The organism is Streptomyces misionensis, assembly GCF_900104815.1.
Lineage (GTDB): Bacteria > Actinomycetota > Actinomycetes > Streptomycetales > Streptomycetaceae > Streptomyces > Streptomyces misionensis.
In genome coordinates, this window is sequence record NZ_FNTD01000004.1 from 1,174,435 (window position 1) to 1,196,897 (window position 22,463).

At 69.6% G+C, this 22,463-nt stretch carries 13 protein-coding genes and 1 pseudogene; 10 read left to right on the forward strand and 4 right to left on the reverse strand.

What is annotated here, in order from left to right; all coding sequences use genetic code 11:
* Positions 1-76: 76 nt before the first annotated feature.
* The gene (locus BLW85_RS06885; protein ID WP_244174829.1) at positions 77-1,687 is read right to left on the reverse strand and encodes a peptide-N4-asparagine amidase; all 1,611 of its coding nucleotides are present in this window, start codon (positions 1,685-1,687) and stop codon (positions 77-79) included.
* Positions 1,688-2,261: 574 nt separating this feature from the next.
* On the opposite strand from BLW85_RS06885, the gene BLW85_RS06890 reads away from it, so the two are divergent.
* From BLW85_RS06890 to BLW85_RS06915, 6 genes are all read left to right on the forward strand, one after another.
* The gene (locus BLW85_RS06890) at positions 2,262-3,590 is read left to right on the forward strand and encodes a M1 family metallopeptidase (RefSeq protein ID WP_074991466.1); all 1,329 of its coding nucleotides are present in this window, start codon (positions 2,262-2,264) and stop codon (positions 3,588-3,590) included.
* A 229-nt stretch (positions 3,591-3,819) separates the two neighbouring features.
* A complete protein-coding gene (locus tag BLW85_RS06895) occupies positions 3,820-5,865 on the forward strand; it encodes an N-acetylmuramoyl-L-alanine amidase (protein WP_079172279.1) in 2,046 nt (681 codons plus the stop codon).
* A 255-nt stretch (positions 5,866-6,120) separates the two neighbouring features.
* Entirely contained in the window at positions 6,121-7,929 is a 1,809-nt protein-coding gene (locus tag BLW85_RS06900; protein WP_074991468.1) for an ABC transporter ATP-binding protein, read from the forward strand.
* Positions 7,926-9,707, forward strand: a complete 1,782-nt coding sequence (locus BLW85_RS06905; RefSeq protein ID WP_074991470.1) for an ABC transporter ATP-binding protein — start codon at positions 7,926-7,928, stop codon at positions 9,705-9,707. The genes BLW85_RS06900 and BLW85_RS06905 overlap by 4 nt, the downstream gene beginning before the upstream one ends.
* Positions 9,708-9,917: 210 nt before the next feature.
* Positions 9,918-10,388, forward strand: a complete 471-nt coding sequence (locus BLW85_RS06910) for a DUF5709 domain-containing protein (protein WP_070026436.1) — start codon at positions 9,918-9,920, stop codon at positions 10,386-10,388.
* Positions 10,389-10,448: 60 nt separating this feature from the next.
* Positions 10,449-10,712 (forward strand): type B 50S ribosomal protein L31, encoded by a 264-nt coding sequence (locus BLW85_RS06915; RefSeq protein WP_070026435.1) that lies wholly within the window; start codon positions 10,449-10,451, stop codon positions 10,710-10,712.
* 14 nt (positions 10,713-10,726) lie between these two features.
* On the opposite strand, the gene BLW85_RS06920 is transcribed toward BLW85_RS06915, so the two are convergent.
* The gene (locus BLW85_RS06920; protein ID WP_070026434.1) at positions 10,727-11,521 is read right to left on the reverse strand and encodes a metal-dependent hydrolase; all 795 of its coding nucleotides are present in this window, start codon (positions 11,519-11,521) and stop codon (positions 10,727-10,729) included.
* Between the two features lie 145 nt (positions 11,522-11,666).
* Here BLW85_RS06920 and BLW85_RS06925 point away from each other — a divergent pair, with 145 nt between their 5' ends.
* Both BLW85_RS06925 and BLW85_RS06930 read left to right on the forward strand, forming a co-directional pair.
* Entirely contained in the window at positions 11,667-14,180 is a 2,514-nt protein-coding gene (locus BLW85_RS06925; RefSeq protein WP_070026433.1) for a DEAD/DEAH box helicase, read from the forward strand.
* Between the two features lie 19 nt (positions 14,181-14,199).
* The gene (locus tag BLW85_RS06930) at positions 14,200-15,072 is read left to right on the forward strand and encodes an acyl-CoA thioesterase (protein WP_074991473.1); all 873 of its coding nucleotides are present in this window, start codon (positions 14,200-14,202) and stop codon (positions 15,070-15,072) included.
* A gap of 188 nt (positions 15,073-15,260) precedes the next feature.
* Here the strand turns inward: BLW85_RS06930 and BLW85_RS06935 are convergent, their stop codons facing one another.
* Positions 15,261-16,667 carry a tyrosine-type recombinase/integrase gene (locus BLW85_RS06935; protein ID WP_074991476.1) on the reverse strand — a complete coding sequence of 469 codons (1,407 nt, stop codon included), beginning with the start codon at positions 16,665-16,667 and terminating at the stop codon, positions 15,261-15,263.
* Between the two features lie 192 nt (positions 16,668-16,859).
* Here BLW85_RS06935 and BLW85_RS06940 point away from each other — a divergent pair.
* Both BLW85_RS06940 and BLW85_RS06945 read left to right on the forward strand, forming a co-directional pair.
* Positions 16,860-18,100, forward strand: a pseudogene (locus BLW85_RS06940) (IS701 family transposase).
* A gap of 80 nt (positions 18,101-18,180) precedes the next feature.
* Positions 18,181-18,714 (forward strand): hypothetical protein, encoded by a 534-nt coding sequence (locus BLW85_RS06945; RefSeq protein ID WP_244174830.1) that lies wholly within the window; start codon positions 18,181-18,183, stop codon positions 18,712-18,714.
* Between the two features lie 80 nt (positions 18,715-18,794).
* Here BLW85_RS06945 and BLW85_RS06950 read toward each other — a convergent pair whose 3' ends face one another.
* The gene (locus tag BLW85_RS06950) at positions 18,795-22,070 is read right to left on the reverse strand and encodes a type I restriction-modification system subunit M (RefSeq protein WP_074991479.1); all 3,276 of its coding nucleotides are present in this window, start codon (positions 22,068-22,070) and stop codon (positions 18,795-18,797) included.
* Between the last annotated feature and the right edge of the window lie 393 nt (positions 22,071-22,463).

Genomic DNA, 22,463 nt, shown 5'->3' on the forward strand with positions numbered 1-22,463 from the left:
GCCGCGCAGGCCCGCCCGGCCGGTCCGGGCGGCGCAGGGCCACGCCCCGCACCACCCGGACCGTGCCCGCGGCGGGTCAGCAGCCGCTGCGGTCCTGCGTCAGGACTCCCTGGGCGGTGGCCAGCGAGTGGTCGTAGCAGCCGGCCGAGCCGTACGACCGGTAGCGCTCCGAGGAGGTGCCAACCGCGTGCCGCTGGTCGCGCGGGGCGTCGAGGAGGTACGACGCGTCGCCGCGGTAGGTGTCGTCCAGCCGTGACCACGCGGTGCGCCGGCCGTCCCGCCGTTCGCTCACCGAGGCGCGGTCGCCGAGGGTCAGCTCGGTGCGCAACCGGCTGTCGGAGCCGATGGTGGTGGCGCCGTTCATGGTGTACGTCCGCAGTGTGCGCGTCGAGCGCACGGGCCCGGCCCCGACGGTGGCGACGGTCTGGTCGTCGGTCCAGGTGGCGTCCAGGCCGTCGGTGTTCTCACCGTCGGTCCAGCGGTGGACGGAGGTGTTGGCGAGGGTGCGGGTGACGGTGGTGGTCACCCGGCCGTGGGAGGTGTCGAGGTAGCCGCTGACGGTGAGCCGGTGCCCCGCCCGGGTGTCCACCCTGTTCTCCGAACCCGGCGTGTACACCGAGGAATTGGCGATGTCACCCGCCTTGTCCTCGGTGAGCCCGCCGGTGAGGTGGTCGCGGTGGGCGTCCTGCCAGACCAGCACGTTCACCGGGGCGCTCCAGCCGGCCTGTCCCGAGGGCACACCGACGACGGAGACCTCCACCCGGTGCGGTCGGCCGTCGTCCAGCAGCCCGGCGAAGGGCGTGAGGTCGTACTCGATCGGCCGGACGTCGAAGGCGCCCGGCGCCGGGATCACGTACCAGAGGAAGGGGTCGGACCAGCCGCCGGTCCACACGTTCGGGTACGGCGCGGCGATGCCCGCCGGCCGGCCGTCGACCTTGATCTGCACCTCGCGGTAGGGGCCGTGGTCGGCCTTGCAGGAGTACGACGCCGGGTCGGCCACCGTCAGGTACCAGAACTCCTCGCAGCCGCCGCCCGATCCGGTGGCGTAGACCTCGGCGACGATCCGTTCGCTGTTGCGCGGGGTGGTGAGCGTCGTGCCGTCGGGCGTGTCGGCGAGGGTGAGCACGCGGTCCGGGGTCCGCTCGGCGGGGCGGCCCGCGTAGAAGGTCAGGGTGACATGGACGTCGATGACGCCGGTGTACGTGTCGTCGACCACGTTGCCGATCAGCATCTCCACGTCCCGCCGGCTGCGGAAGGTGTCGCTGTAGCGGGTGACGTCCTTCTCGACGTGCCAGGCGATGCCGTCGGGCGAGGGCTCCGGGGTGGAGGTGCGCAGGATCTCCACCCCGCCGACGTGCAGATAGCCGAGCCGGTCGTACTGACGGCCCTTCACCGTGCCGTCCAGGCGCAGCACGACCTTGCTCCAGCGGTCTCCGCAGCCCGTGGGCGGGGTGTACGTGCCCCGGTAGGGGGTGAAGTCGCGGAACCGGGCGTCCGCCAGGGTGACCTGGCAGGACTTGCCGTGCGGCCGTGCGACGGGCGGGGCGGCGGTCACCGGGTCGTGCCAGTCGGCGCCGAACTCGGCGGGGACGTCGGCGGCCCGGGCGGTCCCGGTCCCGGCACCGAGGAGCGCGCCCACCAGGAGGGCCACGCTCGCCAGCATGGACATGACTATCCGTTGTCTCATGGGCGGAGTTCTACGGCCAGTTGGGGCGCGGCCGCAATGAGCCGTCGCCGGGCGGCCGCCCCCGGGCGGCGCGTCTGGCACTCCGTCACCCTGACGAACATTTAGTGCTACAACCGGATCAAACTGACATAGTGCGTTCATGGAGATCACGCCCGCAGGCAACCCGTCGGGGACCCCGCGCGAGGGGTCCGGGAAGGGACACCGGAAGGGAACTGCACGGAACCCCGGGGAAGGTCCCGGGCGGGGAGCGACGAGAAGGCCGGAGGGGATGCCCGACGAGGGCCCGGGGAGGGGGCCGGCCGGAGGCTCTGAAAGGGCCCCTGCGAGAGACCCGGCCGGCGGTTCAGCGGCGGGGCGTCGCCCCCGCCGCACGGCCCTCGTCGTCGCCGGCGCGCTCGCTCTCACCGGCGCCGCCGTCTGCACCGGCCTGTTCCCCCGCGAAGGGCGCGGCTCGTCCGCGCCGGGTCCGGCCCCCGCACCCGGGCGCGCCGCCGCGTCCGGCCCGGCGGGCGGCCCCGCGGATGGCTCGGCGGCACCGCCGTCCCCCGGCGCGCCGGGCATCGGCGACCCGCTGATGCCCGGCGCCGGGAACGGCGGTTACACGGTCCGGCGTTACACGCTCGACTTCGACTGGCAGGCGCCCGGCACGCCCTTCGAGGCCGGCGCCACCATCAGCGCGGCTGCCACCCAGTCCCTGTCCCGCTTCGACCTCGACTTCGCGGGCAACACGCTGCACCGGGTCACGGTCGACGGCGCGCCCGCGAGGGCCGTGCGCGACGGCGACGAACTCGTCGTCACACCCGCCCGCCCGATCCCCCGCGGGCGCGCGTTCACCGTCCACGTCGCCTACACCGCCGACCCCACCCAGCAGCGCCACCGCGACGACGCGATCCGGGACTACGGCTGGGTGCCCACGCCCGACGGCACCGTGGTGTGCGCCCAGCCCGACGGCGCCCGCATGATCTTCCCGGCGGACGACCACCCGAGCCTGCGCGCTCCCATCACCTTCCGCGTCACCACGCCCGCGGGCATCAGCGCGGTCGCCAACGGGCGCCTCGTCGGCACCGCCCGGCGGCCCGGCGGACGCGTCCAGTGGACGTACGACTCCGAACAGCCGATCGCCGCGCAACTGGTCCAGCTGGCGATCGGGAAGTTCCGCATCGTCAGCAGCAGCGGCCCGCGCGGGCTGCCGGTCCGCGACGTGGTCCCGGACGGCCTGGTCGGCGACACCGAGGAGTACCGCTCGCTCACCCCGGAACACATCGCCTGGCTCGAACAGCGGCTCGGCCCGTACCCGTTCCCCCGCTACGGCGTGCTGGTCGGCGACACCGAACTGCCGGTTGCGCTGGAGACGCAGTCGCTGTCCGTGCTGCCCAAGGACGACCTGCTCGGCGACCGGGTCGATGCCGAGCGCAACCTCGTGCACGAGCTGACACACCATTGGACCGGGGACAGCGTCGCCATCCGGCGCTGGTCCGACCTGTGGCTGAGCGAGGGTCACGCCCGTTTCTACGAACGGCTGTACTCCGCCTCGCACGGCGGCGTCGCCCTGGAGGACGCGATGCGCGACGCCTACGCGCAGCACGACCAGTGGCGGCACGACGACGGGGCGCCCGCCGAACCCACTGCCGACACGCTCTTCAAAGTGATGCGCTACGACGGCTCGGCCCTGGTGCTGTACGCCCTGCGGGAGAAGGTCGGCACCGAGACCTTCGAGCGGATCGAACGGTCCTGGGTGAGCACCTACCGGGGCCGGGTGGCCGGCACCCGGGACTTCATCGACCTCGCCTCGCGGGTCGCCCGACAGGACCTGAGGCCCTTTCTGACCGAGTGGCTCCACGGGCCGCACACCCCGCCCATGCCCGGCCACCCCGACTGGCGGGTCGCCCCGGTCCAGGAGTGACCCGGATGGCCCGCCGTCACGGCCCCGCGCGGGCGCCCGCGCTGACGGGTCGTCGGGGCGGAGCCGCTGCCGCCGACCGGGTGGCCTCTGCCGGGCCGCTGGTCCACCCCGGTGACGGTTGGCGCGACGGGACACGCCGGGCACGGAAACGTACGAGGGGTGGTTGTCAGGGGCAACTCCTTTGTCCTGGCTGCATAGAGCGCGATGAACATGTTTGGAGACCCGTGCCATGAAAAGACCCACCGCCCCACGTGTCCCCAACGGCATCCGCGTGTGCCGCAGGACGGCATGTGCCATCGGAGCGGCCGCCCTGCTGGCGCCGCTGCTGCTCACTCCGATGACCGACGACGAGGCACCCGAGCAGCGCCTCCAGTACGCCTTCTCCGACGCCGCCCACGATTTCCATGTGCCGCGCAGCGTGCTCATGGGCGTGTCCTACGTGCAGACCCGCTGGGACGCCCACCCCGGCTCGCCCAGCGTGGCGGGCGGCTACGGGCCGATGCACCTCGTGGACACCAGCCAGTTCCCGGCCACGGCGCCCTCCCCGAGTGCCCAGGGCGGCGGCGCGCTGCGGCCCAGCGCGGGGGCGGCGGGAGCGCCCGCCGCGGCGCCCGAGGGCGTCCTGGCAGGTCGTTCCGTGAAGCCCGCCGACCTGCAGCGCGCCGCGAAGCTGACCGGCGCCCCGGCCGGGCGCCTGCGCACCGACGCAGAGGCCAATGTGCGCGGCGGCGCGGCCCTGCTGGCCGCCACCCAGCGGCAGCTGGGCAAGCCGCTCAGCGACAACCCGGCCGACTGGTGGGAGGCGGTGGAACGTTTCCCCGGCACGCCCGACGTCACCTCGGCGGCCACCTACGCCAACGACGTCTTCGCCGTGATCCGCAAAGGCGCCCACCGCACCACCGCGGAGGGCCAGGACGTCTCCCTGCCCGCGAGCCCCGGCGTGCGCGCCCACACCGTGCGCACCGAGAAGCCCCGGCACGCCAAGGGGACGGAGTGCCCGGTCGAGGTGTCCTGCGACTGGCTGGCGGCGCCGTACGAGGAGATCGACGACGAGGGCAACTACGGCAACCACGACCTCGCCGACCGGCCGCGGGACCAGAAGATCCAGTACATCGTCATCCACGACACCGAGGCGAAGCTGTCGAGCATGTTCCAGACGGTGCAGGACCCCACCGAGGCGTCCTGGCACTACTCGATCCGTTCCAGCGACGGCCACATCACCCAGCACGTACAGACCAAGGACGAGGCCTGGCACTCCGGCAACCAGTACGTGAACGCCCGCTCCATCGGCATCGAGCACGAGGGATTCCTCAGGCAGCCGGGCACGTGGTTCACGGAACAGATGTACCGCTCCTCGGCCCGTCTGGTGCGCTATCTCGCCAAGAAGTACGAGATTCCGCTCGACCGGCAGCACATCTTCGGCCATGACAACGTGCCCTCGCCCACCGGCGACTCCATCCCCGACATGCACGACGACCCGGGCCCCTTCTGGGACTGGCGGCACTACTTCGACCTCCTCGGGGCGCCGCTGAAGCCCACGGCCGGGCCGGAGAGCGACATCGTGACCATCCTGCCGGACTACGCCACCCACACGCCCACGTTCACGGGGTGCCGCAGCGCCGGGGCGCCGTGCGCGAAGCACGGCTCCAGCGCGGTCCGCCTGTACACCCGTCCGGACGAGAAGGCGCCACTGGTCCAGGACCCGGGCCGCCACCCCGACGGCGGCGCCTCCACGATGGACGTCGACGACCTGGGCTCGCGCGCCTCGGCCGGTCAGACCTTCGCGGTCGCCGAACGCCGCGGCGACTGGACGGCGATCTGGTACCAGGGGCGCAAGGCCTGGCTGGAGAACCCGAAGAAGGACCCGACGGCGGTCGGCGCGGTCGGCAAGATGGTGACGCCCAAGCAGGGCGTGGACGAGATCCCGGTGTTCGGCCGGGCCCTGCCGGAGGAGGAGGCCTACCCCGAGGGCGTCGAGGAGGAGCCCGAGGCGCCCCTGCCCTACCACTTCCGCGCCGGTCAGCGGTATGTCGCCCAGGGCACCATCGACAGCTCGTTCGTCCCGAGGTCGTCCTTCGTCGACACGCCCGAGCCGGTGGTCAGGGGCAACGAGACGTACTACCAAATCCAGTTCGACAACCGGATCGCCTATGTCCGCTCCAGCGACGTGGACGTGGTCGGCGCGCCCGTGACCGCTGGCCCGTCGGCGGAGACATCCGCGGAAACATCGGCGGAAACGTCGACGGACACCCAGGACCGCTCATCGGACCAGTGACGCCACGGGGTCGTACGCCGTTCTCCACCGCCCTCCCCGGTCCGCTCCTGGGCCGGGGAGCGGGCCGTCCACGGCGCACCTTCTGACGCGAGCCACCGAGGGCGCCCGCGCCGCGCTTGGCGACATGGCGCCTGGCTGGCGGGAAAACCGTTTGAAATTCACGACTCTGCGACGCGAACCTTTCACGGCTTGTCCCGGGCAGCTCCCTCGGCTGCCGTCGTTCCCTGACACGCTGTCACGAGCCGTCTGGACGTCATGCAGATTCAAGACCTTCCCTATCCCGACCCGGGCGTGCCCGACGCACGCTCGGGTCCCCGACTTCTGTGGTGGCTCTTCCGCAACCAGCTGGGCGGCCAGCTGAAGGCGCTGGCCTGGGGGCTGCTCCACTTCGTCGCCGTGTCCGCGCTGCCGTTCTGCGTGGGCCTCGCCGTACAGGCGGTCGTCGACCGGTCCGGCGAGCGGCTGGCGCTGGCGGGTGCCCTGATGCTGTTGTGCGGGGCGGCCGTGGCCGTGGGCGACACCTTTCTGCACCGGGCCGCCGTCACCAACTGGATCACCGCCGCCGCCCGCGTCCAGCAGTTGCTCGCCCGCAAGGCGGCCGAGCTGGGCTCGACGCTGACCCGCCGGGTGGCGGCCGGAGAAGTGGTCGCCGTGTCCACGGGAGACGTGGAGAAGATCGGCTGGTTCGTGGAGGCGGTGTCCCGCTTCACCGCCGCCGCGCTGACCGTGGTCCTCGTCTGCGCCGGCCTCCTCCTCTACCAGCCCTCGCTCGGCGTGGTCGTCGCCGCCGGACTGCCCGTGGTGGCCCTCGCGGCACTGCCCCTGCTGCCGCGCGCGACACGCCGCGCCGACGTGCAGCGCGAGAAGGCGGGCCGGGCCACCGAACTCGCCTCGGACACCGTCGCCGGACTGCGCGTGCTGCGCGGCATCGGCGGCGAGGAACTGTTCCTCGACCGCTACCGCCGCGCCTCCCAGGAGGTGCGGCACGCGGCGGTGCGCAGCGCCCGGATGTGGTCGCTGATCTCCGCCGTCCAGGTGCTGCTGCCGGGCCTGCTGCTGATCGCGGTCGTCTGGTACGGCGTCCAGCTGGCCCGCCAGGGCCGCATCGCCGTCGGCGAACTGGTCACCGTCTACAGCGCGGTGATGGTGCTCAGTTACCCGCTGCAGCACTTCGAAGAGATCGCCATGTCCTACTCCTTCTCCCGCCCCTCGGCCACCCGCACCGCACGGGTGCTGTCGCTGCGCCGACCGGCCACGGCCGACCCCGGCGGCACCGCCACCGCGGCGGACGGTGTCACGGAAGCGCCCCGGGGCGAACTGCACGACCCCGTCACCGGGCTGGTCGCCCCGGCCGGCCGGCTCACCGCCGTCGTGTGCGGCGACCCGGACGCGGCCGGGCGTCTCGCGGAGCGGCTCGGCGGCCACCCCACGGAACCGGGCCGTTCGGTCCTGCTCGGCGGCACGCCCCTGGACCGGCTCCCGCTGGACGTCGCCCGGACCGCCGTCCTCGTCCAGGACAAGGACCCGGTGCTGCTCTCCGGCACCCTGCGGGAACTGTTCGACGTCCCGGCGTCCGGCGCCGTCTCGGCCGACGAGGCCCTCGCGGCCGCGCGGTGCGAGGACGTCCTGGACGCGCTGGTGGAGGGGTCTGTCGACGTCGCCGACCCGATGGACGCCCGCATCACCGAGCGCGGCCGGTCCCTCTCCGGCGGCCAGCGCCAGCGGCTCGCGCTGGCCCGGTCTCTGATCACTGATCCCGAGGTGCTGGTGCTGGACGAGCCGACCTCGGCGGTCGATTCGCACACCGAGGCCGGGGTCGCCGACGGACTGCGCCGGCTGCGCTCGGGGCGCACCACGGTGGTGTTCACCTCCTCGCCGCTGCTGCTCGACCGCGCGGACCGGGTCGTCCTGGTCCACGAGGGCGAGGCCGTGGCGAGCGGTACGCACCGCGAGCTGTTCGACGGCGAGCCGCGATACCGGGCCGTGGTGACCCGGGAGACGGACGACGAGGGTGTGCTGCGGGACGCCCTCAGGGAACTGGAAGAGATCGAGGAGAGCGCATGATCGGCGTCCCGCCACCGGCGTACGACCCGGCAGCCCCGACCACCGCCACCACCCTGCCCGTGGGCGCGGCCTCGACCGTGCGCGCCTATGTCGCCGAGCTGTTCCGCCGGCACCGCCGGGCCTTCCTGCTGCTGATCGGCGTGAACACGGTGGCCGTGATCGCGTCCATGGTGGGCCCCTACCTGCTCGGCGACCTGGTCCAGCGGGTGTCGGACGGGGCACGGGAGCTGCGTCTGGGCCTGACCGTGGCACTGTTCGTGCTGGCGCTCGCCGTGCAGGCGGGGTTCGTCCGGCAGGTGCGGCTGCGGGGTGCCATGCTCGGCGAACGGATGCTCGCCGATCTGCGCGAGGACTTCCTCGTCCGCTCGGTCGGGCTGCCGCCCGGCGTGCTGGAGCGGGCGGGCACGGGTGACCTGCTCTCCCGCATCACCACCGACGTCGACCGGCTGGCCAACGCCATGCGGGAGGCCGTGCCGCAACTCGCGATCGGTGTCGTCTGGGCACTGCTGCTGCTCGGCGGGCTCGTGGTGACGGCCCCGCCGCTCGCGGCGGCTGTGCTCATCGCCGCGCCGGTGCTGGTGGTCGGTTGCCGCTGGTACTTCAGGCGGGCGCCCTCCGCCTACCGCTCGGAGGCCGCCGGATACGCCGCCGTCGCCGCCGCGTTCGCCGAGACCGTGGACGCGGGACACACCATCGAGGCACACCGTCTGGGCGCCCGCCGCGTCGCCCTGTCGGAGCAGCGGATCAAGGCGTGGACCGGATGGGAGCGCTACACGCTGTGGCTGCGGTCCGTGCTCTTCCCGGTGATCAACACGGTCCACGTCCTCGTCCTCGGCTCGGTCCTGATGGTCGGCGGTGTCTTCGTCCTGCACGGCTGGCTCGATGTGGGCCAGCTGACCACGGGTGCGCTGATCGCGCAGATGCTCGTCGACCCGGTGAACCTGATCCTGCGCTGGTACGACGAGGTGCAGGTGGCCCAGGTGTCGCTCGCCCGCCTGGTCGGTGTCCGGGAGATCGAACCGGACGCGGGGGACGCCTCGGTGGCTCCCGACGGGCGGGAGGTGCACGCCGAGCGGGTGCGCTTCGGCTACCGCGAGGGCGTCGACGTGCTGCGCGAGGTCTCCCTGCGGGTCGCGCCGGGCACCCGGCTCGCCCTGGTCGGTCCCTCGGGGGCGGGCAAGTCCACCCTGGGCCGGCTCCTCGCCGGGATCTACGCGCCCCGGGACGGCCGGATCACTCTCGGTGGTGCCGAACTGTCCCGGATGCCGGCCGAACGCGTGCGCTCGCACGTCGCCCTGGTCAACCAGGAGCACCATGTCTTCGTCGGCTCCCTGCGCGACAACCTCCTGCTGGCCCGCACCGGGGCCACCGACGCCGAGCTGTGGGCGGCCCTGGGCGCCGTGGACGCCGACGGCTGGGCCCGGGCGCTGGACGAGGGGCTGGACACCGAGGTCGGCTCCGGCGCGCTGGCGCTGACTCCGGCGCAGGCCCAGCAGGTCGCGCTGGCCCGACTGGTGCTGGCCGATCCGCACACGCTGGTCCTGGACGAGGCGACCTCGCTCCTCGACCCACGCGCGGCCCGCCATCTGGAGCGCTCCCTGGCCCGCGTCCTCGACGGGCGCACGGTCGTCGCCATCGCCCACCGCCTGCACACCGCCCACGACGCCGACGCGATCGCCGTCGTGGAAGGCGGCCGCATCACCGAGCTGGGCAGCCATGACGACCTTGTCGCGGCGGACGGCGCGTACGCGGCCCTGTGGCGCTCCTGGCACGGCTGAGCATCCGGCCCGGGCGGAGTCCAGGACAGCCGCCCGGGACTCGTGCCGTTGCGCGGTGGTGAGCAGCAGTGGAAGTCTGGAGAAGGGCACAGCATCGGGTCTCACCCGAAAACCACCTGGTGGGTACCGGGTGACATTCATGCCGTGCGTGCCGACGGCCCGCCGCCCGTTTCGGCGGCACCCGGCCGTCCTCACCACCTGGAGGTAGTCGTGGACAGCGCCGACAGCTGGGGGGACGACGTCTACCAGCCCGATCCCTCGGAGATCCGGGAGGACTCGGGGGTGCTCGACGTCGAGGACACTCTGGACTTCGACGGTGTCGACGACCCCCTCGACCGCGGCTGGTCGCCCCCGGAGCGGCCGTGGGCGGTGGAGCACAACGGTGTGACCGCGGCGGAGCGCCATGCGGGCGAGACCCTCGACCAGCGGCTCGCCGAGGAGACACCCGACCGCGACGTGCCAGGCGGCGACGGCATCGGTGACTGCGAGGGCACCGACGGGGAACTCCTCGACAACGAGGTCGGCGACCTTCGCTCCGGCCGGCTGGTGGCCCCCGACGAGGGGGTGCACGAGGACGAGGAAGCCGCCCTCGTGGCCAGCGACGTCGGTATCGACGGCGCCGCCGCCTCCGCCGAGGAGGCCGCGATGCACATCGTGGACGAGGACTCCCTCTCCGGTTGATCCGCGGGCCCCCGCCGGTCCGTCCACGCCCCGCCCGACCGCCCCGCACGAGGAGCCGCCATGCAGCAGGACAAGCACCCCGACTACCACCCCGTGGTCTTCCGCGACCGCGCCGCCGGATACGCCTTCCTGACCCGGTCCACCGCACAGAGCGAGCAGACCATCGACTGGGACGACGGCCAGAGCTACCCGGTGATCGACGTGGAGATCTCCTCGGAGAGCCACCCCTTCTACACCGGCAAGGCCCGCACGGTCGACACCGAGGGCCGCATCGCCCGCTTCGAGCGCCGCTACGGCGGGACGGACGCGGGCGACGCCACCTGACGCGGAGGGCGGGCTCAGATCACATTGAGCGCCGCCGCGCAGCCCACTCCGCCGAGCACCATGAACACGGGCATCAGCACCTTCAGCTCGACCCAGCTGCCCGCCCGGAACCGGATCGCCTTCGGCGGACCCACCGGGTACCAGCGCTTGCGGCCCAGCGGGATGGGCCAGAGGATCGGGCAGCCCGACACCGTCAGCGCGTCCCCGATGTCGTGCACCAGCGCGCCCAGCACGATCGGCAGCCCCAGCCACAGGTACTGCTGCCCGGGCTCGCTGAACAGCCAGTCCGAGCCGTTTCCGGGCTGGTCGAGGATGCCCGCCAGGATCCACGCGGTGGCGGCCGCCAGCAGCCAGACCAGTATGTCGCTGCTGGAGCCCCGGGCCGCCCGCCACAGCAGACCCTCGATCGCCAGCACCATGTGCACGAACAGGATCGCCAGCACGCCCCAGCGTCCCCCGGTGTACGCCACCGCGGAGCAGCCGGCGCCGATCAGGACCGCCCAGACCCAGGTGTGGGTCAGCGTGCGATGGCCGCCGGAGCGGCGCGGGTCGCCCTTCTTCCTGGTCGCCTTGTACACGGCGTAGGACAGCTTGTCGACGATCTCGCAGAGCCAGTGCGAGATCGGCCCGAAGGCCCGCGAGATGGTGGCCGCCTTGTGATCGAGGTCCGGGGCGAGCGCGGCGCCCGCGCAGATCAGGGCGCCGACCAGGAGAACCGGCCAGGGCATCGGGTGATCGGCCGCGGCGGCGGCCGCTCCGACCCCGAGCCAGGCCGCGGCCCCCGACAGTGAGTGTGCTGGTCCCATCATGGCCGCTTCCCGCCCCATTCCTCTTGTGCCGCTGTCCAGTTGACCTGGTGCCGTGACGCTTCGTCGGCGACACAGCGTAGCCGTCGTGATCTTGCCGGCCACAGCCGATTCCCCGATCAGGGAGGAGGCCAGGCAAGATGGGAGCGTGACCCTCATCGATCAGCTGCCGCCGACCGCCGACCCCGACGCCCTGTACGAAGCCTTCGAGTCGTGGGCCCAGGAGCGCGGCCTCACCCTCTATCCCCACCAGGAAGAGGCGCTGATCGAAGCGGTGTCCGGGGCGAACGTGATCGTCTCCACCCCCACGGGCTCCGGCAAGAGCATGATCGCCGCGGGCGCGCACTTCGCCGCGCTGGCCCGGGACGAGGTCACCTTCTACACGGCGCCGATCAAGGCACTGGTGTCGGAGAAGTTCTTCGAGCTGTGCAAGCTGTTCGGCACCGAGAACGTCGGCATGCTCACCGGCGACGCCTCCGTGAACGCCGACGCCCCCGTGATCTGCTGCACCGCGGAGGTGCTGGCCTCGATCGCGCTGCGCGACGGCAAGGACGCGGATGTGGGCCAGGTCGTCATGGACGAGTTCCACTTCTACGCGGAGGGCGACCGCGGCTGGGCCTGGCAGATCCCGCTGCTGGAGCTGCCCCAGGCACAGTTCATCCTGATGTCGGCTACTTTGGGTGATGTCTCCTTCTTCGAGAAGGACCTCACCCGCCGCACCGGGCGGCCCACCTCGGTGGTCCGCTCGGCGACCCGCCCGGTGCCCCTCTCCTACGAGTACAAGCTGACCCCGCTCACCGAGACGCTCACCGAACTGCTGGAGAGCAAGCAGGCTCCGGTGTACATCGTCCACTTCACGCAGGCGCAGGCCGTGGAGCGGGCGCAGGCGCTCATGAGCATCAACATGTGCTCCCGGGAGGAGAAGGACCAGATCGCCGAGCTGATCGGCAACTTCCGCTTCACCACGAAGTTCGGCCGCAACCTCTCCCGCTACGTGCGGCACGGCATCGGTGTGCACCACGCCGGCATGCTGCCCAAGTACCGGCGCCTGGTGGAGAAGCTCGCCCAGGCCGGTCTGCTGAAGGTCATCTGCGGCACGGACACGCTCGGTGTCGGCGTCAACGTGCCCATCCGCACCGTGCTGTTCACCGCGCTGACCAAGTACGACGGCAGCCGTGTACGCACCCTGCGGGCGCGCGAGTTCCACCAGATCGCGGGCCGCGCGGGCCGGGCGGGCTTCGACACGGCCGGCCTTGTCGTCGCGCAGGCGCCGGAGCACGTCATCGAGAACGAGAAGGCGCTGGCGAAGGCGGGCGACGACCCGAAGAAGCGGCGCAAGGTGGTGCGCAAGAAGGCGCCGGAGGGCTTTGTCGCCTGGACGGAGAACACCTTCCAGAAGCTGATCGACTCGGAACCGGAGCCGCTGACGTCCCGTTTCCGGGTCACGCACACCATGCTGCTGTCGGTGATCGCCCGTCCGGGCAACGCGTTCGAGGCGATGCGCCATCTCCTGGAGGACAACCACGAGCCGCGCAAGCAGCAGCTGCGGCACATCCGCCGGGCGATCGCGATCTACCGTTCGCTGCTCGACGGCGGCATCGTGGAGAAGCTCGACAAGCCCGATGCCGAGGGCCGCATCGTCCGGCTCACGGTCGACCTCCAGCAGGACTTCGCGCTCAACCAGCCGCTGTCGACCTTCGCGCTGGCCGCGTTCGAACTCCTCGATCCCGAGTCGCCGTCGTACGCCCTCGACATGGTGTCCGTGGTCGAGTCCACCCTGGACGACCCGCGGCAGATCCTCGTCGCCCAGCAGAACAAGGCGCGCGGCGAGGCCGTGGCCGCGATGAAGGCCGACGGCGTCGAGTACGAGGAGCGCATGGAGCGCCTCCAGGACGTCACCTACCCGAAGCCCTTGGAAGAGCTGCTCTTCCATGCCTACAACACCTACCGCAAGAGCCACCCGTGGGTCGGCGACCACCCGCTGTCGCCGAAGTCGGTCGTCCGCGACATGTACGAACGGGCGCTGTCCTTCACCGAGTTGGTGTCCTTCTACGAGCTGGCGCGTACCGAGGGGATCGTGCTTCGTTACCTCGCCAGCGCCTACAAGACGCTCGACCACACCATCCCGGACGACCTGAAGTCCGAGGACCTTCAGGACCTGATCGAATGGCTCGGCGAGATGGTGCGCCAGGTGGACTCCAGCCTGCTGGACGAGTGGGAGCAGTTGGCGAACCCCGAGGAGATGACCGCCGAGCAGGCCCAGGAGAAGGCCGACGAGGTCAAGCCCGTCACCACCAACGCGCGTGCCTTCCGGGTGCTGGTGCGCAACGCGCTCTTCCGCCGCGTGGAGCTGGCCGCGCTGGACCAGGTGGAGGAACTGGGCGAGATGGACGCCGAGGCCGGCTGGGACGCCGACGCGTGGGGCGAGGCGATGGACAAGTACTGGGACGAGTACGAGGACCTCGGCACCGGACCCGACGCCCGCGGCCCCAAGCTGCTGGTCATCAAGGAGGAGCCGGAGCACGGCCTCTGGCGGGTCCGCCAGATCTTCGACGACCCCAACGGCGACCACGACTGGGGCATCAGCGCGGAGGTCGACCTCGCGGCCTCGGACGCCGAGGGCCGTGCGGTCGTACGCGTCACCGATGTCGGCCAGCTGTGACCACAGGAGAATCCCACCCATGACGACGAACCCGGCTGAAAGACTGGTCGATCTGCTCGACCTGGAGCAGATCGAGGTCAACATCTTCCGTGGCCGAAGCCCGCAGGAGTCCTTGCAGCGGGTCTTCGGCGGCCAGGTGGCGGGCCAGGCCCTGGTCGCCGCCGGCCGCACCACGGACGGGGACCGCCCGGTGCACTCGCTGCACGCGTATTTCCTGCGCCCGGGCCGTCCGGGCGTGCCGATCGTGTACCAGGTGGAGCGGGTCCGCGACGGGCGCTCGTTCACCACGCGCCGGGTCACCGCCGTGCAGCAGGGACGCACGATCTTCAATCTGACCGCCTCCTTTCACAAGCCTGAGGAAGGACCGTTCGAGCACCAGCTGCCGCCGGCCCGGGAGCTGCCGCACCCCGAGTCGCTGCCGACGGTGGCCGAGGAGATACGCAAGCATCTGGGTTCGCTGCCGGAGCAGTTGGAGCGGATGGTGCGGCGCCAGCCCTTCGACATCCGTTACGCGGACCCGTTGCGCTGGACCGCCGAGGAGGTCGAGGGTGCCGAGCCGCGCAGCGCCGTGTGGATGCGCGCGGTGGGACCGCTGGGCGACGATCCCCTGGTCCACACCTGCGCGCTGACCTACGCCAGTGACATGACGCTCCTGGACGCGGTGCGCATCCCCATCGAGCCGTTGTGGGGCCGCCGGAACTTCGACATGGCCTCGCTGGACCATGCCATGTGGTTCCACCGGCCGTTCCGGGCGGACGAGTGGTTCCTGTACGACCAGGAGTCGCCGATCGCGGTGGGTGGCCGGGGTCTAGCTCGGGGCCGCATCTACAACCTCTCAGGGCAACTGATCGTGTCCGTGGTCCAGGAGGGGCTGTTCCGTAAGCTGGGCTGACCTGCGGTTTCACCGGTCGTCGGCTGGCCCGCGCCGCGTCGTGCGACGCTCCGCGGTCCGGTCGTTACGATGTTCTTGCCGAGAACGAAGCAGGGGTCGTGGCCAGAGGCGCACCCCACCGCGTCTCATCGCGTTTCGTTGCACCCCACAGCGATTGTGCCAATAGTGTGCCAGCGAAGGCGTATGGTCTAGTCCACTTCGCCTGACGCCCCGCCTTCCCGATCTTCACTGAGGGCATCGATGATGCGCTGCACCATCTGCTCCCGCTGGCCGTGGATGCACTTGTAGTACGCGTCCATCAGGATCGCCACGCTGTGGCCCGCCATCTCGGCAACCTCAGCGGCGGGGACACCAGAGTTCAGCCACAGGGAGACCGCGGCATGACGCAGGTCGTACGGCCTCCTCGCAAGGAGGGAGTCCACGAGGTGTGGCGGGAAGGCAATGCGCCGCGCCTTGTGCCAGACATCGAGGTATCGGGTGGAGTCCAACCGGCCTCCGCTCGGGCTGCGGAAGAGCCGACCGTCCTCCGCCGTCCCGAACTCGTCGACGTACGCCCGCAGCATCTGGACCAGTTCAGGGGAAACCGGTACCAGACGCACGTCGCCGCGGGCCCGGTGCTTGAGCCCTCGCTGCTCGTGCTTTCGCCCGTCATCCGTCCATGCGGAGCCGGCGCGTGTGCTGGCCTGATGCAGCGTGAGGAGGCCCGGCCCCTTCTTCGGGAGCTGGCAATCCTGAAGTCTCAGCTCGACCGCCTCTTCCGGCCGCAGTGCCGCGAAGTACAAGGTGGCGAAGAACGGCATGAGGAGTCGCCCTCGCCCGTGCGCCCAGGTGCCGACGTAGGTGACCGCGGTCAGGAGTTCTCTGGCCTGCCGTGGACTCACCACCACGCGCGGATCCACCTGGCGGGTGAGACGTGGAGCACGTCCACCAATCCTAGTGAGAGGATTTTCCGGAAGGTCGCCCTTTTCGACCGCGTATTCGAGCGTGTTGTGAAACACGGCCCGGATCCGTTGTGAGTGGCTGGGACTCGCAGGCGTTCCATCCAGACGGTAGCTGATGGACCGCAGGACATGACGACCGACATCAAGGTCCTTCAAATCGGCCACCGGCCGCGAGTGTTGCGCGACCCACTCCAACGCGGCCGTCACGTCAGCTTCCGGTGCTTCACTCCGCGCTGTCAGCCGGAAGGCCCAGTGAGTCAGGGCCCGACGCATTACTTGCGAGTCCGGCGCCACCACACCCCTTTTAGGCTCGACGAGCAGTTCAGTTGTTATACGAGCCAGCGCGGAAGCCGTATTCTTGCGCGTATTTGCCGCCGCACCCGGCCATTTCATCTGCGCATAGGTGCAGGCCAATTGATACCACGTCAGCGCCTCTGTCTCCGGCTGCATCGACACAGGGAGCCCAGTCTCGGTATCGAAGACCTCGCCACGGTTCGCAGCAGCGACAAGATTGACACGGAAGAGCTCAGCATGGGCAGAAGAGCGGTAGGAGGCATAGAAGGCTTTCCCGTCAACAGCCCAACGGACCTGGTACGGCTTCGGCCGACCCTTTCCATTCTGGGTTTTCCAAAATTGGACGTTCGCGATTCGCAAATTCCACCATCAATTCAATACAGAGGGGTTAGTACTCCAGCCGTAGATCGTGATCTTGCTGGTCGGGGCTGGTGCGGAGATGGCTGCGGCCACCGTTGATCATCGTGAGTTGTGTGGACAAACGAAGATCAGGCGGTGGCCGCGGGTCACAGCGTAGTGCCTGCCCGGTGGCGGGCGATGTTCGACCAGCTGATGGGCCGCGTGGCGGGCCGGTTCGCTCGGGTCGAACCCCGACGTCGCGCAACCGCGTTGGTGCTCGGACTGCTGTCGGACCTGCCGAGGAAGAACTGCTGGACGCTGGCCGAGCATGCGGGCGACGCGACCCCGGACGGCATGCAGCACCTGCTGCACCGTGCGAAGTGGGACGCCGACGCGGTCCGCGATGACGTGCGCGCCTACGTCGTCGAGCACCTCGCCGACGACCAGGCGGTGCTCGTGGTCGACGAGACGGGCGATCTGAAGAAGGGCACGGCGACCGTCGGCGTCCAGCGCCAGTACACCGGCACGGCCGGCCGCATCGAGAACGCCCGGTCGCCGTCTATCTCGTGTACTCCGCGGACCGCGGACACGCTGCCATCGACCGAGCCCTGTACGTGCCACGCTCTTGGACCGAGGACCCGGACCGCTGCCGGAACGCGGGCATCCCGGACGATCTGGCCTTCGCCACCAAGCCCCAACTCGCCGCCCGCATGGTCGAGCGGGCGCTCGACGCGGGAACCCCAGCACGCTGGGTCGCAGGCGACGAGGTCTACGGCGACAACCCGCACCTGCGGATCACCCTTGAACGCCGGCGGACCGGCTACGTCCTGGCCGTCTCCAGCACCCACCCTGTCATCACGCACGCCGGGAAGTTCCAGGCCAAGACCCTGGCCGCACGGATCCCGAAGCGGGCCTGGCAACGGCTGTCGGCCGGAACGGGCGCGAAGGGCGAGCGGTACTACGACTGGGCACAGATCGACATCCACGACCCCGCCGGTCGGCCCGGCCACTGGTGCCTGCTGGTCCGCCGCAACCGTCGCACTGGCGAACTCGCCTTCTACCGCTGCTTCTCACCCCGGCCGGTGCCGCTGTCGGAACTGGTCCGGGTGGCCGGACGGCGCTGGACGATCGAGGAGACATTCCAGGCCGGCAAGGGCCTGACCGGTCTGGACGAGCACCAGGTCCGACGCTGGACCTCCTGGCACCGCTGGGTCACCCTCGCGATGCTCACCCACGCCTTCCTGGCCGTCACCGCAGCCACCGAACGCCGCGACCAGCCCGCCCTCGACAGCCTGATCCCCTTGACCGGCAACGAGATCCAGCACCTGTTCGCGGCCCTGATCAGCCCGGTCCACGACCTCGCACACCGCCTGCGTTGGTCACACTGGCGACGCCGACACCAAGCCCGCGCCCGAGCCTGCCACTACCAACGGCAAGCAACTGTCCAGCCATAGAGGTTCGCGTCCCCTGACCGGTGGCGATATCGAGATGTCGCGAGGTCGGTGCCGGTGCATACTTCCTCACCGTGGAAATCATGACAGGCGAGCTGCGGCGCCTTCGATCTGGACCGGGGGCCGAGGATGGCGACGAGCCCCGGCCGTTTCTCGTGCGCCTCCGGTTCACTGCCGAGGACCCAGCCCAGGTCATCGACAACGCGCGTGCGGTACTGACATGTGTGGTCTCCCAGATGGGTGACTGGCCGACAGATGAGCTTTGGCCGCAACTGTTACCGACCTGGTTCATCCAGCGGTGCGCGCCCGAGACCCCGGAACCGGAGCATGGCGAGCCCTTCGACGTCGAGGCGTGGCTGCGTCAATGGCGGGCGATGACGCCAGAGGAGAGAGCGGCCGTCGATCAGGGGCCGTGGACGCTCTCGGGATGGCTGTACTACTTCGACCCGACCGAGGAAGGAATGGGAGACGATCGCAGCTGGTGGTGGTGGCACGCAGGAACCGACGAGTCGGGCGGCTGGGTGCAGGTGGCCACCACTGGCTGGCCCTTCGGAAGCGGTTCGCTGTCCTGGCTGATTGAGGCCAGTGGGGGTGCGGATCTCGTCTACGGGCCGTGAGCAGCGACTCGCCGTGATCGCGAACTACGGCTGGAGTACTAGTTCAGTGAACACGCCTCAAACTAGACGCATTCACCAACTTAGTTCTGAGCCTGGGCAGCGTACGGGATTGTCAACTCGTGCTCCTCCAGGCTGCGCAGAACTGCCGTGCCATTTGAAATCTTATTGAGTAGGAACAGTTCCCGAGTGCGGCAATCCGGGCATAGGCTGACCATGGCCAATGGCCATAGATCGATCGGGACGCCTGGCGGGGTGCCGTCGACATATATCCTGTCCGGCCGCAGGGGGCGGTTGATCGGCCGACTAAACGGCTCCCAACTCGGGTGGCTCCCTCGTAGCCTCAGGCCCACAGCCTGGAAGGAGGAATCATCGAGGTATTCACAGCGCTCCACCCAAAACCAGTCGGTGCTCGACAGCCAGTTGACTGAGTTGAGCGCCGAGACCACATACGGTTCGAGCTTTTCGACGTCCTCGTCGAGTTCGTGACTCCTGCGTACCCCGTGAGCGTGGTGGGAAATATTACGGAGATCCTTGATGTCCTTCAGAAGCGATAGCGTGACGCCGTGTTCGCGGAGCGCGACGAGTTCCGGCAGCTGAGGCGTTGGGACCTCATCCATGAATCTCTTAATGAGCGTGGTCCAGGTACCAAAGGCCGCCCCTTGACCGAAAGTTTTGCGTAGAGAGCTGGTGAAGCTCCCGTGGTGCGCAATAAGTTCACGCAAGGCAAGGACGCCCAGAGTGCGCGCCGTTCCTTCACCAAGCTTGAGCAGTCCGTCCTTCCTCTCGGCCGGGTGGGTGCTCACGCGGTAACGCCGCGCGAGAGCGGCTACGTGAAATGGATAGCTCGCCTCCGCACGCCACACAGGGTCATCGAAAGGGCGCACCAATTGTCCCGCGAGGCGCGCCTCACGAGCGATGAACCGGATGGACTGACGGATCTCCGCAACGCGTGTCTCGGGGCCGGCGAAGACGTTCGGCAAGATGCCGTCCGTCGCCATTCGCAGCGCATGACGGCCCTCCTGCACCTCTGCCAGTAGATCCTCCACCTCCGGGGCTGCGACCAACTCCACTGGTACCGGCGTATCGAGCAGCTCTCGGGCTTGCGGGTAAGCCGCGTTGCTCTTGCGCGAGTTGAGCCATTCGCATAGTCCACGACCGCTCCCCGGGGTGGGGTGCAGCACGAACAGCCGAGTGACTGCGTCACCGAACCCTGCAGGCAGAAGGCGCCAGTTACCAGAGCGCCCGACCAAGTCGCCGCCCGTGCATGGTGTCAGTTCGGAGTCATCCAGTTCCGCATCTGGCAGTTCCAAGGCCGAGTCGACACTGTGCAGGTAGGAGGCCGTGAGGTGCTTGGGCGGGATGGGCTCTGCCTCGCCGCGTCGCGGACGTCGCAGCTTGACACGCTCTGTCTCCAGCTGTGCGAAGGCACGCAGCGGCCCAAACTCCCCGTCAAGCTCCGCGACGTAGAAGAGCGAAGTCCGGATGGCGCACCCGCGCCGGGTCTTCGCATGGTCGAGCCAGGCATCTGGAGCGTGGGGCAGCACCTCTTTGCGGAAGTATTCATCAGGATCGTCCCGCAACGGCACGACGACCAGGTCACGCAACTCCGGATCAGGTTCCGTCACACCCCGGCGCTGCTGCACCTCTCCTTGGTCATCGCGCACCCCGATCGCGTTTCGGACGCTCCTTTCGAAGGCGGCACCTCGCGGCCAGGTCTGGCCGACGGTCGCGACCGCGTGCCGCAGTGCCGAGAAGGCGTCTGAGCTGGTGGTCCAAGACGTTCCGACGAGCCTACGCAGCGCGCCAACCAGCTTATCGGGGTGGTCCCCTCGTTGGATCGGCCGCAGGGAGGAGAGCTGCTGCAAGCCGTCGGTGGTGAGTTCGAAGCGCAAGCGCAGCGGGCGCTCGATGACAATCTGCCGGTACAGCAGGTCCTCGTTCCGCACGACACTCACCTGGTCGCGGGGAGACCCGCCGACCGGAGCCGACAGCGCCTCTTCGTAGAGCCGGACGATCTTGTTGAGTTGATCGGGGCCGAGGTACTTCCGCTTGCTGCCCGATGACTGCCGCGTCTTCTGCCAGTGGTCCTGCGCCTTGACCAGGGCCACCCTGCCCCTGTGCGCCGACTTCTTGCGATTACTCAGGACCCATAGGTACGTACTGACGCCGGTGTTGTAGAAGAGTTGGTCAGGCAAGGCGACGATGCCCTCGAGCCAGTCATTCTCGACAATCCATCGCCGGACGTCGGACTCACCCAGGCCAGTGGCTCCCCCCTGCATGGGAGAGCCGCTGAAGAGGACCACGACACGACTGCCACCATCACCGGAAGCGTCCACCGGCTTCATCTTCGCCAGCATGTGCTGAAGGAAGAGCAGCGATCCGTCGCTGACACGCGGCAGTCCCGCACCGAACCGTCCTGCATTGCCCAGTTCATGCTCGGCGCGGACCTGTTGCTCAGCGTGCTTCCAGCTGAGGCCGAATGGAGGGTGCGCCAACAGGTAGTCGAAGCGCTGGTCCCCGAAGAGGTCCTCCCGCAGGACGTTCCCGAACAGGATCTGTCCCGGATCGCGTCCGCTCATCAGCATGTTGGAGCCAGCGACAGCCCAGGTCTCGGCGTTGATCTCCTGGCCGTACAGGGACACATGCGCCGAGGGGTTGGCGGTCTCGATGCGCTCGGCCACCTCCTCGAGCAGTCCGCCCGTCCCGCAGGCCGGGTCGTGGACCGTGCGGAGCACGCCGGAACGCGTGAGCTCATGCTGATCGGGCTGCAGTAGCAGTGCAGACATCAGCCGGCCGACGTCACGGGGGGTGACGTGCTCATCGGCGCCAGCCCCTCCTGCCTGGTCGACAGAGCGCCGTACGAGGTCCTCGAACACAAGCCCCATGTCGCCGGCAGAGAGGGGTGCCCCCAGGTCCATGGAAAGGAACCGGCTGACGACGGCATACAGCAGCCCAGCGTGGTGCAGCCGTTCGACGGTGCGGTCGAACTCGAAGCGCTGGAACACGTCCCTGACGTTCTCGGAGTAACCGCGCACGTACTCACGCAGCAACGCGACCAAGTTGCTCGGGTCGGCGACGACAGCATCCAGGGCGTAGCGACTGGTGTTGAAGAAGGGATGGCCAGAGGCGCGGCGCAGCGCAACATCCCGGAATGAGTCCGAATGTGCACCCTTATCCGCCAATTTGGCCAAGGTGTCCAGCACTTCCTGGCGAGTGGGTTCGAGCAGGCAATCCAAGCGCCGCAGCACGGTGAACGGCAATACGACGCCGCCATACTCAGATGTCTTGAAGTCCCCGCGAAGAAGATCCGTGAGCGACCAGATATGCCTGGAAAGTTGGGTCCCTGAATCGCTCATGGCATTCCCTCTCCGGCCACCCGGCCCCTCCTGCACTCAAGGCCGATCTTCACACAGTCATTGGATCTTACGCAGAGGGCATCACTGCGACGACCCACTCCTGCCAATCAGCCCTTGCCACCCCCCGGCGGCAGTCGGCGACACATGGGCTCGACCTGGCATGACCGCGTCAGCAATGGCTGCGACGTGAAGGTATAACACCACCGCCACGGCGATGTGATCGCCCACCCGACCCCCACCGCTTCATCCGTACACGCAATCGACTTGGCACTGCTGCGGCTTGAATCGCTATGGTCCACCTGGCCGAATCCGTTCGCGGTGCACTCTCCCCCGTTCCAACGCCACCAGGTCTGCGTGGCAGGGCCTCTGTCGTAGCACGCTCAGGCCGCTCTT

Excerpts from the sequence above, each read along its gene's own strand:
- BLW85_RS06890 (WP_074991466.1), top strand. The coding sequence starts at position 2,262 with ATGCCCGGCGCCGGGAACGGCGGTTACACGGTCCGGCGTTACACGCTC.
- BLW85_RS06930 (WP_074991473.1), top strand. The coding sequence starts at position 14,200 with ATGACGACGAACCCGGCTGAAAGACTGGTCGATCTGCTCGACCTGGAG.
- BLW85_RS06905 (WP_074991470.1), top strand. The coding sequence starts at position 7,926 with ATGATCGGCGTCCCGCCACCGGCGTACGACCCGGCAGCCCCGACCACC.
- BLW85_RS06950 (WP_074991479.1), bottom strand. The coding sequence starts at position 22,070 with ATGAGCGATTCAGGGACCCAACTTTCCAGGCATATCTGGTCGCTCACG.
- BLW85_RS06900 (WP_074991468.1), top strand. The coding sequence starts at position 6,121 with ATGCAGATTCAAGACCTTCCCTATCCCGACCCGGGCGTGCCCGACGCA.
- BLW85_RS06920 (WP_070026434.1), bottom strand. The coding sequence starts at position 11,521 with ATGATGGGACCAGCACACTCACTGTCGGGGGCCGCGGCCTGGCTCGGG.
- BLW85_RS06885 (WP_244174829.1), bottom strand. The coding sequence starts at position 1,687 with ATGAGACAACGGATAGTCATGTCCATGCTGGCGAGCGTGGCCCTCCTG.
- BLW85_RS06915 (WP_070026435.1), top strand. The coding sequence starts at position 10,449 with ATGCAGCAGGACAAGCACCCCGACTACCACCCCGTGGTCTTCCGCGAC.
- BLW85_RS06945 (WP_244174830.1), top strand. The coding sequence starts at position 18,181 with ATGACAGGCGAGCTGCGGCGCCTTCGATCTGGACCGGGGGCCGAGGAT.
- BLW85_RS06895 (WP_079172279.1), top strand. The coding sequence starts at position 3,820 with ATGAAAAGACCCACCGCCCCACGTGTCCCCAACGGCATCCGCGTGTGC.